Below are 15305 nucleotides of genomic sequence, written 5' to 3' on the forward strand. Positions count from 1 at the left end.
GATAATACTTATATAGGTCACCTGCACAATGCGCCCGTTAATGACTCTCTCTGGCAAAATGCTTAGTCAGTTCAAGCAATGTCGCCCGTAGCTCCGGCGGACGTACGGGCTTTGCCAGAACCGAGATATTCATGTTGTGCAACGCGTGACGGATTCTTTCAATTTCATGGCCCGTCATGATCATTGCCGGAACTTCCCAACCGCGCTGCTCGCGAATCGCCGCTATACACTCGGAGCCCGAGATCTTCGTCCCCAAATCGAAGTCCGCGATGATGATGTCGCAGTCGCTGGTCACGTTCACTCCATCACCGTGGGTCTCGACCTCACAGCCCCATTTTTCCAACAGCGCGGATGTTGCCATCAACACGTTGGGATCATCCTCTACCAGGCACACCCGCAAACCCTGTAAGCGGCTATGCGTAGGTGCAGCGCGGTTCGGCTCCACCCTTGGTGCGACCCTTTCCAATCCTGTGATCGTGGCACGAGTCCCTTTACCGAGCCTTGAATCCAGCTGAATATCCAGCTTGAGCAAGTGGCTGATACGCTTGACGATCGACAATCCCAACCCCAGGCCTTCAACGTCCTTGTCACGTACGTGACGCACCCGATAGAACTCTTTGAATACCTCAGGCAGATGCTCGCTGGCTATGCCCCGTCCTTTGTCGTAGATGACGATGGACAGCCCCCGGTCTTTGGGCCTTACGCCAATCAATACCGGTTGGCCTGGCGCATATTTGAGCGTGTTGGAAACCAGATTCTGCACCATGGTCGCTAACAGGCCGGCATTGGCATTGACCCAATGCTGACAGGGTCGCAAGCGCAATTCGACACCTGCCCAACGGGCGGCTTCAGTGTTTTGCTTGACCACGTCTTGAAGCAACGCACCCAAGTGTACGGATTCGGACTTCGGCTCGAGCTGCCCGTTGTCGAGCGTGTAGATATCCAGGATCGAACGGAACAGTTGTGACACGGTATGCAGTGAGCGATCGATGTTATCGACCAGGCGCAGCTCCTCCAGGCCCAGCTTGGCGTCACGCAGGCAAGCGGTGAACAGGCCGATGGAATGGATTGGTTGGCGCAAGTCATGGCTGGCTTGGGCGAGGAACCGGGACTTCTCATGATTAGCGGCAATGGCCTCTTCCGAAGCAATCCGGGTGCGGGTCAACAGGATGTGCGCGTAGGCGGGAACCACGATGGTGGTGACGATCAGCATAAGAAACATATAGGGCTGTCCGCGCCAGAACGGCGTGAACAGAAAAATCAAGACCAGCATGCCAAGGGCTATCAGCGTCGCCGCTGCCAGGTAGCGCGAACCGAAGCGCATGCCATTGCCCAACGTAACCCAAAGCAAAGCAGCGTACACCGGCAATGCCCCTTCCCCACCCACGCTCAGGGCAAACGCAATCCCCGAGTAGTCGTGGGCCATTGCAAACAGCCGACGCCAGAAAAAGTGTCCCGGCCAGCGCTTGATCGCCATGCGCAGCGGGATCGCAACACTGATGAAAAAAGCCATGTACCACATGATAGGGGTATACGTGGCGAAATCACTGGAGGGCAGGCAGGCCACCACGATGATATAGAGCGAGGCACAGGTGCTGACCGTCAACCGTAATGTCGCCTGGTCAAGCTCACTGTTCTTTTCCGTCATTGTCACGGGAATATTCCATTATGAAGAGTTGTTTCAAGGTTGAAACCCAAAGTTCCTGTTTAGGTTACGATGCATGGACTTTAAGGTCAGGAGGATCTTGGGCCATGACATGCAGAGTCATTGTGGCGGATGACCATCCGTTGTTTCGCGAGGGTATGCTCAGGACCATAGAAAGACTTCTACCTGCGGCGCACATCGAACAGGCTGGCAATCTGGATGAAGTGCTGACACTGGCGCGAACTGGCGTGGAGGTGGATTCACTGATTCTTGACCTGCGCTTTCCAGGTATCAAATCGTTACAGGTCATCGGCCAGTTACGCGCCGAGTTCAAGCGCACCTCAATCATTATCGTCTCGATGGTAGAAGACATGGATGTCATTTCCCAGGTAATGGCCTTGGGTGCGGACGGTTTCATCGGCAAGAATGTCGATCCGACCAGCATTGCCGAAGCCATCATGGCGATTCGCGAGGGTGAAGTGGTCGTCAAGTACCAATCGGAAAACTCGGTCGTGGACGATGTGGTCGCCCAGCTCACGGCGAGACAGCGGCAAGTGCTCGGCCTGATCGCTGCGGGCAAGACCAACAAGGAAATAGCCAAGGAGCTGGGCATTTCGCCGTTCACCGTACGCATCCATGTCTCCAGCTTGCTCAAAGCCTTGAATGTTCCCACCCGCGCGGCCGCGGCCGCGCAGTTCGCCAACTTTCCAACCAGTGGGGGCTGGTCAGCAAAAACTTAAGATTAGGTTCTGTACGAAAAGCCTTGATACTCGTTCATGCTGCGTTGAAAACAGCCTCAGAATGCTCATGTACTCCAGTACAGTCGGACGCGACCCCGGGCGTTCCTCGGCTGTTTTCGCCTTGCCTGACCTTCGTCTCAAGACTTTTCGTACAGAACCTAGGAAGCAGGTTCGCCGTAACTACAGCGAACGAGTTATCGACCCTGTATGCGATCCTCGCCATAGCACACGTGTACTATAGCGTCGATCCGCCCTCCCGCCCTAAGCTGTAAAGGCTCGATAAAGAGTCTTTACAACAGCCTCATGCAATATAACAAACACGCCGTGCGTCGTTTGGCATAACTGCGCACGATGCAAAAAACATGATGAGCGAATCCCGTTGACAAACATCAACGCGGAGTAAGCGCGAGCTCGACTAACCACCTGGCCAGTTGAAATGGAAGGGCCGGCAATTACTAAGGTAAGTATTATGTCTCTCAACTACGGAAGAGCCCTTAAAAACGGAATAGCACTGTGCTTGCTGGCCGGCGCCCTCAGCGGTTGCACGAATACGGGCGACCTGATGAACTCCTTGAATCCGGGCGCTAAAAAATATGACACCGTTTACTTGAAACAAACGATCATTCCAGGCAAAACAACCAAAAGCCAAATCAGCCAAATGTTCGGCGCACCCGCCAGTGAAGAGCTGAACTCGACGAGTACAAACAACGAGTCGAACTGGACCTATGACAAGCGCGAAGAGGGCTTGGACAAATACATGAAACTGGCTCACAAATATGTCTCGACCGAGACCAGCCTGAAAATGTATGACGCCTCCGCGCAAGCCTCGAAGGCACAAGGCGTTGCTAACGATGTGAGCAGCGTAACCGGCACGAGAACAGGCCAAAGCCAGACTCAAGGCACCGTCCTGACGATTTATTTCGAGGACGACGTTGTGAAGTATTACCGGATCTATTAATGGATAACACTCGTTGAGTTTCTTCCCGAAAAAGGGACGCTTCGATGCTTGTATCCAATAAGATGCGGACCACGGGTGCTGGCATTTGTCAGCACCCTGATGACAGGGTGTGATACCCCATACGTTGGCTACGGTTGCCAGCGCGATATCAATACTCGGTCGCCTGACTAACGCACGGGGCCAATGGTCTGGCGACCCGCAAAACGCGCAGCGGCCACCGCTCTGTTGGGCACGTTTAGCACACGTATCAGCGAAGAAACATGGATCCGCACTGTGAAGGGAGAAATTTCAAGCGCCGCGGCGATCTGTTTGTTGGTCTTGCCTTGAGCAATCAGTTGCCAGACCTCCCTCTGCCTGAGGGTTAACCTGCTCATGTCGTCATCCAAATCCGGCGGCATAGGATCCGAAGACTCGTATTTGACCAGTACCTCGCCACTTCGAATGCTCGAAATGGCCTTGCCAACTTCCTCTGAAGAAAGGCTCTTGCCGACAAACCCGTTTACACCTGCACTCATGACTTGCTCGACAGTTTCACCGTCATCAACTGTCGACACGACGACTACTTTGACGTGCTTTATTTCCTGACGCAATTGTGCCAAGTCTCCAACTGAACTTAACCCAGGAAGGCGCATGTCAAGAATTAATGCATCAAGGGAGCGTCCATCGACTATCAGGGCTCGTACTTCTTCAAGGCTCCCGGCTTGTTCGATCAACGCGCCAGGTATTAAGCGTTCCAACAATACCGTCATCCCTTCGCGAAACAGCGGATGCTCGTCTGCGACGATAATTCGGCAGCTCATATCACAAAACACACGACGTCCATTCGAGTAAAAACACCATCCGATGATGTCCGACTCACACGACTTAGGATATAGAACACCTGACCTAGCACATTTGTACTATGAGCTTCTGCACTGCCGTCCGGAACGGACTTGGACGGCCCTTGGAGCTTCATATTATTGATGATGGCCTTGCATTCTACGAATTAAAACTCGACTGTACCCCTCTCTTATCAAAAAACCTCTCACCGATTTAATCATTATCCTAGCCCTGCCAGACGCTGTCCCTGCATGAAAAAAATGACACATTCAAGGGTCAATTTTGAAAAAAATAATAGTGTCCGCCCGCATGGTTTTCTTTGCTTCCGCTGAGGCGGCTCAAGAGCCCGAAGGCGCATTCAACCGTAGCTGCGCGATGTGTCACAACGGCCAACTCCCGGCCTCTCCCAAGAAAGGCAATCCATCCGGATGTCGAAGTAACTTAGCCGAGCTGTACGGCGCAAAGCGCGCCTCACATGAAAGCTCGTCAAGTATGTGCCTACGTGATACCTCCTAGCAGAAACACCGATTGGTTGGGAGGCGAATGTTCGCCTTATCTTCTATTTACACATCTAAAAACAAGGCTGCAGCGCTAAGTTCAGCCTGAAAAACCGCCTTCGATGTGTAGCAAGTTAAAAACAATTTCCCCTTATCAGACGCGAGCGCCCTCATGATTAAGATCCTAGCCGCTGTACGCCGAAAACCCGGAATGACCCATGCTGAGTTTTTGGCATACATCGAGCACGAGCATGGAAAAATCGCCAGAACCAAACCATTGGGGGTCAAACGATATGTGCAGAATCATGTCATCGACTCTGCTTTCGGCACCGACGCCGACATCGCCTACACGCAAAACTTCCACAGAGATTCGGTCACCGAATTATTTTTTGACGACATGTCAGGTCTGATTCGCACCTTCAGCGATCCCTATACCCAACAAACCACCGGACCTGATGCAGAAAATTTCGCTGATCTTTCCCAACAAGTCGCCCAATTGATGGACGAAGCGGATACCTCCGCGGACGGTACCGGCCCCCTTCAATGGAAGGCGATGATCTTCATCAAGAAGAACCCGGCAATGACGCTGGATTCTTTTTTCACCGCCTGGGATCTGGCCCACGACGCCATTGCCGGCCAGCTTCCTGACTTCCAACATGCTCTAGGCCGGCATGTCCGTTCCAAGTATCTTCCCGAGGGTGACAGGGTAACGGCTTACTTCGGCCCCAACGTAGCGGTCTATGAAGGCGTTTCCAGCATGTGGTTTGCAAACGAAGCAGATCTTGCAATCTTTCGTCAGTATCAGAGGGCGCTGTTCCAACGGCTTTCTGATGAAGGGGTCGCAACGTCGTCCGAATCGTTTTTCGTGTACGTCAAAGAGGTTGTCATCCTGGATCGCTAGGCCCTGTGTGAAAAGTCTCGAGACGAAGGTCAGGCAAGGCGAAAACAGCCGAGGAACGGCCGCGGTCGCGCTCGACTTTACGGGTTGTAAATCAGCATTCCGAGGCTGTTTTCAGCGCAGCATCACTGAGTATCAAGGCTTTTCATACAGAGCTCAGGACAAGACCTCAGCAGGACACGCGCCGTTGGTGGGTATCCGGGCCGTCGGCCTGGTTACCACCACCGCCGCGGCAATAGCCCGACCGTCCTGCTCCAGCCGAAGGCTTGCGATCCCTCAGATCGGCTCAGCCAACGTCGCCATGGAGTCGCCCATGATCTGGGCATGTTCCTGTTTGTCGCCGCCGCCTTTTTCTATTTCGCACAACCGTGCGGAATTCTCGACCACCAATTGGCAACGCTCCCAACGTCGTGCTTCGAACCGACACAAGGCCGCCTGTAGATCGCTCGCGGCAAGCAGTTCTTCGGCGAGCACGATGGCACTCTCGATGCCAATGCCGGCCCCGGAAGCCAGATGAGGTGTGGTGGCATGCACCGTGTCCCCTATCATCACGATGCGGCCTTTATGCCATGGCAGGGGTACCAACAGATTGGCCAGCGGACGGTAATCGATATTGGCGCCCGGCTCGTACAGTTGCGGCACAAGCGTCCGCAGGATCGGCGCAGGGAACTCACCCAGCAGGCGGGCCATTTCGCTTGCCCAGTTCGCCGGATCGATCCACTCGGAAAACTCCCGGTTTTCCATGAGGAACATATACATGTGCGTGGCGGAAATCGGATTGACGCCGACCTTGGTACGTCCCAGCCAGTGACTGGGGCGGACAATCTCCGACGGCCGCTTGAGCACTGCACGCCAGACACTCTGGTGAAGGGGTTTAGGCGATGGCGCCTCTGAAAAAAACTCCTTTCGCATCCGCGAATGCACGCCGTCGGCGGCGATGACCAGGTCATAGCGTCCATGGGTCCCGTCGGTGAACGTCACCTCGACACCATCCCCATGCTCGACGATGCTGTCGAACGTCATGCCAAGGCGCACGTGAGTGCCTACTTCCCGTGTTTTATCGGCAAAAATCCGCGCCAGCACTGGACGCAGGATGCCGCCGCCACAGGGGATCTGCTTATGGCTGACGGGGGCTCGAAGCGCCAACTGCACGATCAGGTCGCCAGCCGGTGAAAACACATCGAAGTCGGTGGACAGATACCCTTCCTCGGCCACCCGTTCAAGGATGCCGACAGTATCAAGCGCTCTTAACGTAGGGCCGCTCAGCGTAATGCCAGCTCCGAGGGGGCACCATAACGGATCTATCTCGACCAGATCCACATCGACGCCCTGACGGGCAAGCTGGATAGCCGCTGTCATACCGGAAAAACCGCCTCCGACAACCAGGACTTTATTGACTGCTGCAATCATCACGCTCTCCTAATTATTCTTATTTCTATCGGGCTGACATTGCATTGCGCACCGAAGCGTTCAGCGACACTATCGACCGAGGGCTGAAACTCATGAAATTCCGGCTCCCAGGCCGGATCAAGGAAGAGCCTATCGAATTGGATATCCGCGCTGAAATCGCATTCCACAATCCGAGGTATCGCTGGCGGCGATGGCTGCCGCAGATGAGGCTGCGGAATTTCTCGGGGCCTGCCCTTGCGGCAGAACCGAGCATTGTCAGCCCGCACGGGACAGTTCGCCCACGCAGAAAAATACAGGAGGCCGATGAGGTACGGCTCCTGTAACCGCCCTCCACCGCCCCCCCGGCTACTTCAGTTTCAGATGCTTTCCAGGCCATCCCAGCAGAGATATTTCACCTCAAGGAACTCGTCGATCCCAAGGTGGGATCCTTCTCGCCCCAAACCGCTCTGCTTGACCCCACCGAAGGGGGCGACTTCATTGGATATCAGACCGCAGTTGATCCCGACCATGCCGGATTCAATGCGCGCTGCGGTGCGCCAGATACGTGTCGCATCACGGCTGTACAAGTAGGCGGCGAGACCATACTCGCTGTCGTTGGCCATCGTGATCGCTTCGTCCTCCGTCTCGAAACGCAACAGCGGCATGACCGGGCCGAAAATCTCCTCCCGGGCCATCCGCATCCCATGGGTCACGTCGGCAAGTACCGTGGGCTGGAAGAATCCCCCGCCGATTGCATGACGACTACCGCCAGACAACAACCGGGCTCCCTGCGCCAGGGCGTCATCGACAAGCGCTTGGGATTTCTGCACCGCGGCCTCATCGATCATCGGGCCTACCTGCACGCCGGCCTCGAGACCGTTGCCCACCTTGAGCCGTGCCACACGTTCGACAATACGCTCGGCCAGCGCGTCATATACCCCAGCCTGTACCAACACCCGGTTCGCACCGATACAGGACTGACCGCTGTTGCGAAACTTGGCGTGTATGACCCCGTCGGCAGCAGCATCAAGATCAGCGTCATCGAAGACAATGAAGGGAGCGTTGCCGCCCAGTTCCATCGAGCATTTCTTGACGGTTTGCGCCGCTTGCGCCAACAGCAGCCGGCCCACTTCAGTAGAGCCCGTAAACGTGAGCTTGCGCACCAACGGGTTAGCCGTAAGTTCGCCCGCGATTGCTCGGGTGTCGTTACCGGTGATCACGCTCAAGACACCTGTCGGCACCCCGGCGCGCTGGGCCAGTTCGGCGAGCGCGAGGGCTGTCATTGGTGTCTGGCTTGCCGGTTTGACGACCATCGTGCAACCCGCCGCGAGCGCTGGAGCCGCCTTGCGGGTAATCATGGCCGCGGGGAAGTTCCATGGCGTAATGGCGGCGCAGACCCCGATTGGCTCGCGCAATGCGATGATACGCTGGGTGTCTTTCACACCGGGGATCAGGTCGCCACGTACCCGCGTGGCCTCCTCCGAAAACCATCGCACGAAGGAGGCGGCGTAATCGACTTCACCACGGGCCTCGTCCAGTGGCTTGCCCTCCTCCAAAGTGATCAGCGTGGCGATGTCCTCGCGATGTTCAACCATTAACTCATACCAGCGACGCAACACCTCGCCACGACGTTTGGCCGTCAAGCGACGCCACGGACCAAAGGCCTCATGGGCGGCATCGATAGCACGTCGCACTTCGGTTTCGCGGCAGCACGGCAACTCGATGAGTACGGTTTGATCGACCGGATTACGCAGCGTATACCGACCGTGCGGCGTTTCGTTCAGCCATTCGCCACCGATATAGGCACCGGTACGCCATAGCGTGGGATCTTTCAGTAAATGATGCACGTTGGAATCCTCATGCTCAGCAAGGGTGACGCCCGATCATGAAGGCGCTATCGGGATCCGAAGTCACTGGCAGGCCTGCGGCCACCAGTCCTTGGCGCAGAGACTTCATGAGGCGATCCGGCACGCGCATCGCCGGCGCCCGAAGCGGGCCACCATTGAACCCGGCAAGCCAGTCCTGGTATTTCCACATCGTACGATTGAGCACCCCGGTGCCGCCCGCATAGGTCTGAGCGGCGGCGCCGTTGGCACTCCGCGCAGGATTGACCTTCCAGTACAGTTCCATCGCCTCCTCGAACCGCCCCGTACGTGCCAGCTCGAACGCCTTGGGGTAGTAGTCGCTCATCCAGGCGGTATTGCTGGTGCCGGAAAACTGCAGCTTCATCAGGCTCATCAAGGGAATGGCATCGCCTTCGATCGGGCAACTGATCACCACCTGATCGCGGAAGTGGTAATACATTTCGCAGATGCCTGCCGGCAGCGGGAACCCTTGCTCCGACTTGATGGCCGCGATGTTCGGACAATCGGTCAACAGGCGATGCACCAGCGCCAGCGACATGCCCGCCGGATGCACGCGCTCAAACCCCCAGAGCGGAATCGGGAACAGCATGACCGCCAGGTTCGTCGCATCACAGAACGACTTGGTGTAGTCGTAGATTTCCTGCTCGCTGGTCGGCCAGAACTGTGGAGGATAGGAGAGCAGGACGATGTCTGCGCCGGCTTTCTCGGCGAGCTTCACCGCCTCGATGTTTTCGGCAAGGGTGCCAAATGCCGCGTGGAAGAACAGAATCAGGTCTTTCCCCGACTCCCGGGCCCAGGCGGTAAACTGGGCGTTTTCCTGAGCAGAGATCGTCAACTCGCTGCACAGCAATGTGCTGCTGTAGCCGAGTCCGACCGTATGTTCGATGTCGTGGCGTATGCCGCGTTCATTGAGGCGCTTCAGGTCGGCGCTGAAGCTGGGGATGGTGACTGCCGAGCAGCCAATCAGGTTTTCACGGGCCCAGGTACGGGCATCGGCTTTTTTATAGGTGGCCATGATGATTTCCTTCGAACAGTGGAGGGTTTATTTCGAGACAGGAACAATGCTGGCGGGCAGCGCGATACCGAGGCCTTGTTGCTTGGCGCGCTCGTACAGCGCTTGTGCAATGACGACATCCTGCAGCGCCGAGCCCACCGACTTGTAGAGGACGATGTCGCTTGCATTTCGACGCGGCGTGACACCACCTGCGACCAGATCCGCCAACGCGACCAGTTTGTCGGCGATATAAATGCCAGCGCTGATAGCAGCAATGGCGTCACCGGTATCGTGAAGCACCTCCTGCGGCATATCAGCGATGATGCAGGCGGCTCGATCCATCGTGACCGGGTCAACCTCCCGTTGCTCAGGCAAGGTGGAGCCCAATGAAACCACCGTTGCACCCGCAGGCAGCCATTCCCCCAGCAATACGGGAGATTCGTCACGACTGCGCGCGGCACAGATCACCACATCGCAGTCCTGCACCGCTTCCGGTGCTGTGCTGACCGCCTGGATATCCAGCACAGACTTGAAGCTTTCAGCAAACCGCTCACGGCTCGCGGGTGTCGGACTGAACACTCGTACTCGCGCCACTTCCCGCACGGATTTAAGGCAGTCAAGCGCACCGCGCGCCTCGAACCCCGCCCCAATCACGCCGACCCGCAGGGCCCGCCGGGGCGCTAGCAGATCCACCGCCAGTGCGGCGGTAGCAGCGGTGCGCAACCCAGTCACCCGGTTGCCATCGATCAACGCACTGAGGGCCATGGTTTGCTGGTTGAACAGTGCGATCAGATAACTGGCGCAACGGGCACGCATGGACGCCGCGATCAATTTGCAGCCCATATGGCCGCCCGCGGGAGGCACGGCCGTCAAACTGCGTAGCCAGATCCCGTCGCCCCGAGCCATGGAGCGAGGCGGCACCATGGCGTCGGAGGCGGGACAGGCATACGCTTCGGCGAGCGCAGCAACGGCTGCACTCCAGTCACAGAGCGAGGCAACATCGGCATCGCTGAGAAAGAGTGTCGGGGCAATTACTGGGGGCACTGGGGAGTCATGCATCTTGCTAACCTCGCAATCGGGTATCAGCCATTGATTGACTGACACCCTACGAGGCGTCCACCACGCCGAATACTGCTAGGAATCGAAAGCAGCTATCGCTCAAATCGATGGCATGGCCAGATTGCAGATTAACCGACGTACCTCGCGGGAGGCACGGGTCACAGGACGGCGAGGAGATTCGGCAAGCACGACAAAACGCTCAAGAACGGGAGCGACAATGCGTGAGGACATCAATCGTTGATCCAGCGAACCCGGTAGCACCGAGGCAATCGCATAGCCTCCGCCCGCCGCGACGACTTCATATTGGAGCTGGACGGAGTCGGCCTCCACCGCGATGTGCAGTTCCATGGCCTGCTCGACCGCCAGGTGATCGAGCCTGGCCCTGAGTAAATGCGGGCGCCCTGGCACCACCAATGGCAATCCGGATAGCTGTTTGAGTGCGATATCCCGATGGGCGAAGATTGGATCGGTCGCGGGGCCTACCAAATGCAGGGGAAGCCTGGCCAGCAGATACGCCTCGCCGATGCTTGCTTCATTCTCGCGCAGCACCAACGCCATATCGAGACGACCGTCATGCAACTGCTCTTCGAGTTGAGCGCTCGCGCCCTCGATCAGGTGCAACCGCACTCCCGGCATCTGTGCCTGTACGGCCGCAAAAAGTGTACCGGCAAACCGACGTACCGCAGAGGGCAGGATGCCGACAACCACCTCGCCCACCGGCTTTCCACGCCGGTTGCGGATATCGTCGGCAAGGCTCTCGGCGTCCGCGAGAAGACCCGATACGCAAGGCAGCAATTGCTCGCCGAATTCAGTCAGGACCACCCCACGTCCAGTACGGTGAAACAGCCGCTCACCGCATTGTGTTTCGAGCTGGGCAATACCTCGACTTACCATGGACTGAGGTGTATCCAGCAGGACAGCCGCCTTACTGAGACTTCCAGCCGCCGCGACGCGTATGAACAAAGTCCATCGAGGATCGACAATCGTCAACCCGGTGGCCGCAGGTTGTGCGGCGGGGCCGAGTATCGAGGCAGCCCGAAGATTCTTATCGTTGAGCATGTCGTCCCCCTGTTCTTCGTGCAGGCTCACTCCTCGAAGATCGCTACGGCGCGGACGAAACCGGCCGAGGCGTGCCTGATCTTGTAGGGAAAACAGGACACCTGGAAACCGTGGGCAGGCAGACACTCAAGGTTGGCCAGTTTCTCCATCTGGCCGTAGCCGATGTCGCGCCCGGCCTTGTGTCCTTCCCAGATAATCGAGGCGTCTCCCGTGGCAGCGAAGCGCTCACGTGTGTATTTGAATGGTGCATCCCAGCTCCAGGCATCAGTGCCAACCACTCGCACACCACGTTCCAGCAAATACAACGTGGCCTCGCGACCAATGCCCACCCCGGCATCCAGATAGCCCGGTTGCCCAAACAACGCACCGGCGCGAGTGTTGACCAGGACGATGTCCAGTGGCTGCAGGTCATGACCGATGCGTACTAACTCAGCCTGCACTTGCGCGGCACTCACCACATGGCCATCCGGCAGATGACGAAAATCGAGTTTCACGCCGGGCTGCAGGCACCACTCCAACGGCAGCTCGTCGATACCGAAAGCCGGCTTACCGCCGTCAGTGGTCGAAGCGTAATGCCACGGAGCGTCCATATGCGTGCCGCTGTGAGTGGTGATCTGCAAACGTTCCGCGGCCCAGGACTCATCGCCAGGCAGTTGCGCCTTGGACAGGCCGGGGAACATCGCGGCCATCTCCGGCCAGCCCAGCTGATGATCCATGTAGTCGATCTTAGGCAGCAACGGCGGCGGGTCGGTGTATGGGTTGTTGTCCAGGGTAACGGACAGGTCTACCAGACGGCGTTTAGTCGATTGCATTTTCGGTCACTCCAGTCATCACTCGCCCACGCGCACGACGCGCCGAGGCAGCGGTATTCAAACTGTTGCGTATCAGGGCACTGGCTGAGCCGTCATGACGAAAGCCAAGGGCGCGGGCCTGAGGGGTTTTCATCGCCGGAAACTGCCCAAACAATGCTTGCAGTCCGGCATCCGGCGCGAAGCGGATCAGTGCGCGGCGCTCCTGGCCGTAGGCAGCGGCCAGGGCATCGATGACCTGGGCAATGGACAGGTGCAGCAGCGGCAACTGCCAGACCCGCGAATCACCAAGCTCTCCTGCCTGCAACTCAGCGGCACGTAACAGGTTATCCACGCAACACTTCACGGACATCCACCAGGCTTGTGCCTGCGGCGATACCGGACAGCAGTACGACTGACCTTCGGCGAAAGCGTGCAACAGATCGCTCATGAACGCCGAACGCAGTCCGTTGGGTTCACGTGGACGGGCGACAATGCCAGGCAAGCGAACGGCACGACCGTCCACCTCGCCTCGTCGGGCCAGATCGCTGAGCGCCATCTCCACCATCAACTTGTGTGTGCCGTAACTCAACTGCGGGCGCGGTACGGCACGCTCATCGAGGCGCCCTGGCAGATCGCCGCCGTATACCGCCACGCTGCTGGCATACACCAGCACTGGCGGGCCAGGCTGATCGCGCAATTGGTCAAGCAACTCCAGGCTCGCCAACAGGTTGACCTGATAGCCCAGGGAGTAATGCTCTTCGGCCGCCCCGCCCGGGATGCTGACCAGATGAAAAACCACGTCGATACCATCGGCCAGCGCCCGACGTAACAGCGCGGCGTCGGTGACACTACCGTAATGTCGGCGCAAGCGCTGGTCCTCGGCAAACCCTACCAGCGCCTTGTCCAGCAGTATCACGGTGCTGATGGGGCGACCGCGTAGCTCACCGCTTTCGAGCAATCGCGTCACCAGCGCCCGCCCGATAAAACCATTGGCCCCGGTAATCATCACGCGCATGGCAGGTCTCCGCGCACGACACGTTGCTCTATCGCGCCGAAGACCGACTGCCCTTGCTGATCGAAGACCTCCATGCGCACGCGATCACCAAAGCGCATGAACGGCGTCTGTGGCGCGCCTTGCTCAATCATTTCAACGGCACGACGCTCGGCGATACAAGCAGCGCCAACACTGGGGTCGGAATTGGAAACGGTACCGGAACCTATCAGGCAGCCGGCCCGGAGGCGTCGGGTCAGCGCCGCATGAGCAATCAGCTGATGAAAGCCAAAATGCATGGCTCCGCCATGGGCATGACCAAACCATTGGCCGTTCCATTCCACTCGCAGTGGCAGGTGTACACGTCCGTCACGCCAGGCCTCGCCCAGCTCGTCGGGGGTAATCGCCACCGGGGCGAAACTGGAGGAGGACTTGGCTTGGATAAAACCAAAGCCGGTCTTCATTTCACGGGGAGCGAGCGCTCGCAGGCTGACATCGTTGACTTGCAGGATGAGTCGGATATGGCTTGCGGCTTCTTCTGCCGAACAGCCCATGGGCACGTCATCGACCAACACCGCATACTCACCTTCGAAGTCGATGCCGTGGGCTTCACTGGGTAGCACGATGTCGTCGTGGGGCCCCAGGAAATCGTCGCCGCAGCCCTGATACATCAGCGGCGTGTGTTCGACGCCTTCAATCGGATCGAGCGAAAAGGCCTTTTGCATTCGCTCCCCATGACTGAGGAATGACGACGCATCCAACCACTGCCAGGCTCGCGGTAACGGCGCCGCAGCGAGCTGTGGATCGAAGGCAAAGGCAGCCGCCAGCGCGCCTTCGTTCAAGGCGTCATAACGGGTGCGCAACGCGGTCTCGACGCTTGGCCAATGATCAATGGCCTCTTGCAGCGTCGCGGCAATATCACTGGCATCCACTGCCCAGGCCAAGTCGCGCGAGACCACCAGCAAGCGGCCGTCGCGGCTGTGATTCTTCAAGGTGCTGAGCTTCATACGTGTTCTCCTTGCAGCTCAGGGGCGAAGCGGCCATCGAGCAGGACGAACAGCATCCGCGCCATTTGCTCGGTACGATTGCTCCAAGCGTGATTAGTGCCTCGTTGCACGACGATGTCACCGCGCTTGAGATGCACCTCCTCGCCATCCAATACCAGCCAGACCTCACCCTCCGTGACCACGCCGTAATCAAGCGTTTCAGTACGGTGCATCAGCTTGTGTCTCGAATCAGCCTGCCCTGTACCCGCATGGGCCTGGCCGATTTCAGCGAAGGCAGCTGCGGCAGCCTCGGCACTGACCTGGTTCTGCACGCTGTCAGGCGGGATGTCCACCACGCGAATGACGCTGCCCTGTGGTACAGGACTCAATTGCAGCGGCTTGTCGGTGGGGTCGTCGCCGTTATCCAGCACGGCCGGGCTGGCGCCGCTGTTCCAGATCTCATGAAAGACCGTGCCGGGTACCGCCTTGAGCGGGAAACTATTGGGCGTTGGTCCGCTGAGTGCGACCACCGCCAGGCCCTGGGCATCGTGCCCGGTGACCACACGTTTGAAACCTGGAAGTTGCTGCATGTTCGACTCCTCAATCAGTCTGCC

At 57.9% G+C, this 15305-nt stretch carries 14 protein-coding genes; 3 read left to right on the plus strand and 11 right to left on the minus strand.

Going from position 1 to position 15305, the window contains the following annotated elements; all coding sequences use genetic code 11:
* Nucleotides 1-37: 37 nt before the first annotated feature.
* Nucleotides 38-1648 (minus strand): hybrid sensor histidine kinase/response regulator, encoded by a 1611-nt coding sequence (locus FGE05_RS06535; protein ID WP_139643649.1) that lies wholly within the window; start codon nt 1646-1648, stop codon nt 38-40.
* Nucleotides 1649-1752: 104 nt separating this feature from the next.
* Between FGE05_RS06535 and FGE05_RS06540 the strand changes: the two genes are divergently transcribed.
* Both FGE05_RS06540 and FGE05_RS06545 read left to right on the plus strand, forming a co-directional pair.
* On the plus strand, nt 1753-2385 hold the full coding sequence (locus tag FGE05_RS06540) for a response regulator transcription factor (protein WP_139642747.1): 633 nt from the start codon (nt 1753-1755) through the stop codon (nt 2383-2385).
* Nucleotides 2386-2854: 469 nt separating this feature from the next.
* Nucleotides 2855-3343, plus strand: coding sequence for a hypothetical protein (locus tag FGE05_RS06545; RefSeq protein ID WP_139642750.1), 489 nt, complete (start codon nt 2855-2857; stop codon nt 3341-3343).
* 167 nt (nt 3344-3510) lie between these two features.
* Here FGE05_RS06545 and FGE05_RS06550 read toward each other — a convergent pair whose 3' ends face one another.
* Nucleotides 3511-4143 carry a response regulator transcription factor gene (locus FGE05_RS06550; protein ID WP_139642753.1) on the minus strand — a complete coding sequence of 211 codons (633 nt, stop codon included), beginning with the start codon at nt 4141-4143 and terminating at the stop codon, nt 3511-3513.
* A gap of 688 nt (nt 4144-4831) precedes the next feature.
* Between FGE05_RS06550 and FGE05_RS06560 the strand changes: the two genes are divergently transcribed.
* On the plus strand, nt 4832-5560 hold the full coding sequence (locus tag FGE05_RS06560) for an EthD domain-containing protein (protein WP_139642761.1): 729 nt from the start codon (nt 4832-4834) through the stop codon (nt 5558-5560).
* A gap of 273 nt (nt 5561-5833) precedes the next feature.
* Here the strand turns inward: FGE05_RS06560 and FGE05_RS06565 are convergent, their stop codons facing one another.
* The 9 genes from FGE05_RS06565 to FGE05_RS06605 all read right to left on the minus strand — a co-directional run bounded on the left by FGE05_RS06565 (nt 5834) and on the right by FGE05_RS06605 (nt 15281).
* Nucleotides 5834-6967, minus strand: a complete 1134-nt coding sequence (locus tag FGE05_RS06565; protein ID WP_139642764.1) for an FAD-dependent oxidoreductase — start codon at nt 6965-6967, stop codon at nt 5834-5836.
* 356 nt (nt 6968-7323) lie between these two features.
* The gene (locus tag FGE05_RS06570; RefSeq protein WP_139642766.1) at nt 7324-8793 is read right to left on the minus strand and encodes an NAD-dependent succinate-semialdehyde dehydrogenase; all 1470 of its coding nucleotides are present in this window, start codon (nt 8791-8793) and stop codon (nt 7324-7326) included.
* A gap of 16 nt (nt 8794-8809) precedes the next feature.
* On the minus strand, nt 8810-9826 hold the full coding sequence (locus FGE05_RS06575) for a dihydrodipicolinate synthase family protein (RefSeq protein ID WP_139642768.1): 1017 nt from the start codon (nt 9824-9826) through the stop codon (nt 8810-8812).
* A gap of 27 nt (nt 9827-9853) precedes the next feature.
* Nucleotides 9854-10864 (minus strand): ornithine cyclodeaminase family protein, encoded by a 1011-nt coding sequence (locus FGE05_RS06580; protein ID WP_139642771.1) that lies wholly within the window; start codon nt 10862-10864, stop codon nt 9854-9856.
* Nucleotides 10865-10963: 99 nt separating this feature from the next.
* Nucleotides 10964-11923, minus strand: coding sequence for a LysR family transcriptional regulator (locus FGE05_RS06585; protein ID WP_241801811.1), 960 nt, complete (start codon nt 11921-11923; stop codon nt 10964-10966).
* Between the two features lie 26 nt (nt 11924-11949).
* Complete coding sequence (locus FGE05_RS06590; protein ID WP_139642773.1) at nt 11950-12735, minus strand: cyclase family protein; 786 nt, start codon at nt 12733-12735, stop codon at nt 11950-11952.
* Complete coding sequence (locus FGE05_RS06595; protein WP_139642777.1) at nt 12722-13729, minus strand: NAD-dependent epimerase/dehydratase family protein; 1008 nt, start codon at nt 13727-13729, stop codon at nt 12722-12724. Before FGE05_RS06595 ends, FGE05_RS06590 begins: the two co-directional genes overlap by 14 nt.
* On the minus strand, nt 13720-14712 hold the full coding sequence (locus FGE05_RS06600; RefSeq protein ID WP_139642779.1) for a fumarylacetoacetate hydrolase family protein: 993 nt from the start codon (nt 14710-14712) through the stop codon (nt 13720-13722). The genes FGE05_RS06595 and FGE05_RS06600 overlap by 10 nt, the downstream gene beginning before the upstream one ends.
* Entirely contained in the window at nt 14709-15281 is a 573-nt protein-coding gene (locus FGE05_RS06605) for a cupin domain-containing protein (RefSeq protein WP_139642782.1), read from the minus strand. Before FGE05_RS06605 ends, FGE05_RS06600 begins: the two co-directional genes overlap by 4 nt.
* Between the last annotated feature and the right edge of the window lie 24 nt (nt 15282-15305).

The sequence above is a fragment of the Pseudomonas sp. ICMP22404 genome (assembly GCF_006227205.1).
Classification (GTDB): domain Bacteria; phylum Pseudomonadota; class Gammaproteobacteria; order Pseudomonadales; family Pseudomonadaceae; genus Aquipseudomonas.

Excerpts from the sequence above, each read along its gene's own strand:
- FGE05_RS06565 (WP_139642764.1), bottom strand. The coding sequence starts at position 6,967 with ATGATTGCAGCAGTCAATAAAGTCCTGGTTGTCGGAGGCGGTTTTTCC.
- FGE05_RS06605 (WP_139642782.1), bottom strand. The coding sequence starts at position 15,281 with ATGCAGCAACTTCCAGGTTTCAAACGTGTGGTCACCGGGCACGATGCC.
- FGE05_RS06575 (WP_139642768.1), bottom strand. The coding sequence starts at position 9,826 with ATGGCCACCTATAAAAAAGCCGATGCCCGTACCTGGGCCCGTGAAAAC.
- FGE05_RS06560 (WP_139642761.1), top strand. The coding sequence starts at position 4,832 with ATGATTAAGATCCTAGCCGCTGTACGCCGAAAACCCGGAATGACCCAT.
- FGE05_RS06535 (WP_139643649.1), bottom strand. The coding sequence starts at position 1,648 with ATGACGGAAAAGAACAGTGAGCTTGACCAGGCGACATTACGGTTGACG.
- FGE05_RS06540 (WP_139642747.1), top strand. The coding sequence starts at position 1,753 with ATGACATGCAGAGTCATTGTGGCGGATGACCATCCGTTGTTTCGCGAG.
- FGE05_RS06545 (WP_139642750.1), top strand. The coding sequence starts at position 2,855 with ATGTCTCTCAACTACGGAAGAGCCCTTAAAAACGGAATAGCACTGTGC.
- FGE05_RS06600 (WP_139642779.1), bottom strand. The coding sequence starts at position 14,712 with ATGAAGCTCAGCACCTTGAAGAATCACAGCCGCGACGGCCGCTTGCTG.
- FGE05_RS06580 (WP_139642771.1), bottom strand. The coding sequence starts at position 10,864 with ATGCATGACTCCCCAGTGCCCCCAGTAATTGCCCCGACACTCTTTCTC.
- FGE05_RS06550 (WP_139642753.1), bottom strand. The coding sequence starts at position 4,143 with ATGAGCTGCCGAATTATCGTCGCAGACGAGCATCCGCTGTTTCGCGAA.
- FGE05_RS06595 (WP_139642777.1), bottom strand. The coding sequence starts at position 13,729 with ATGCGCGTGATGATTACCGGGGCCAATGGTTTTATCGGGCGGGCGCTG.
- FGE05_RS06585 (WP_241801811.1), bottom strand. The coding sequence starts at position 11,923 with ATGCTCAACGATAAGAATCTTCGGGCTGCCTCGATACTCGGCCCCGCC.
- FGE05_RS06590 (WP_139642773.1), bottom strand. The coding sequence starts at position 12,735 with ATGCAATCGACTAAACGCCGTCTGGTAGACCTGTCCGTTACCCTGGAC.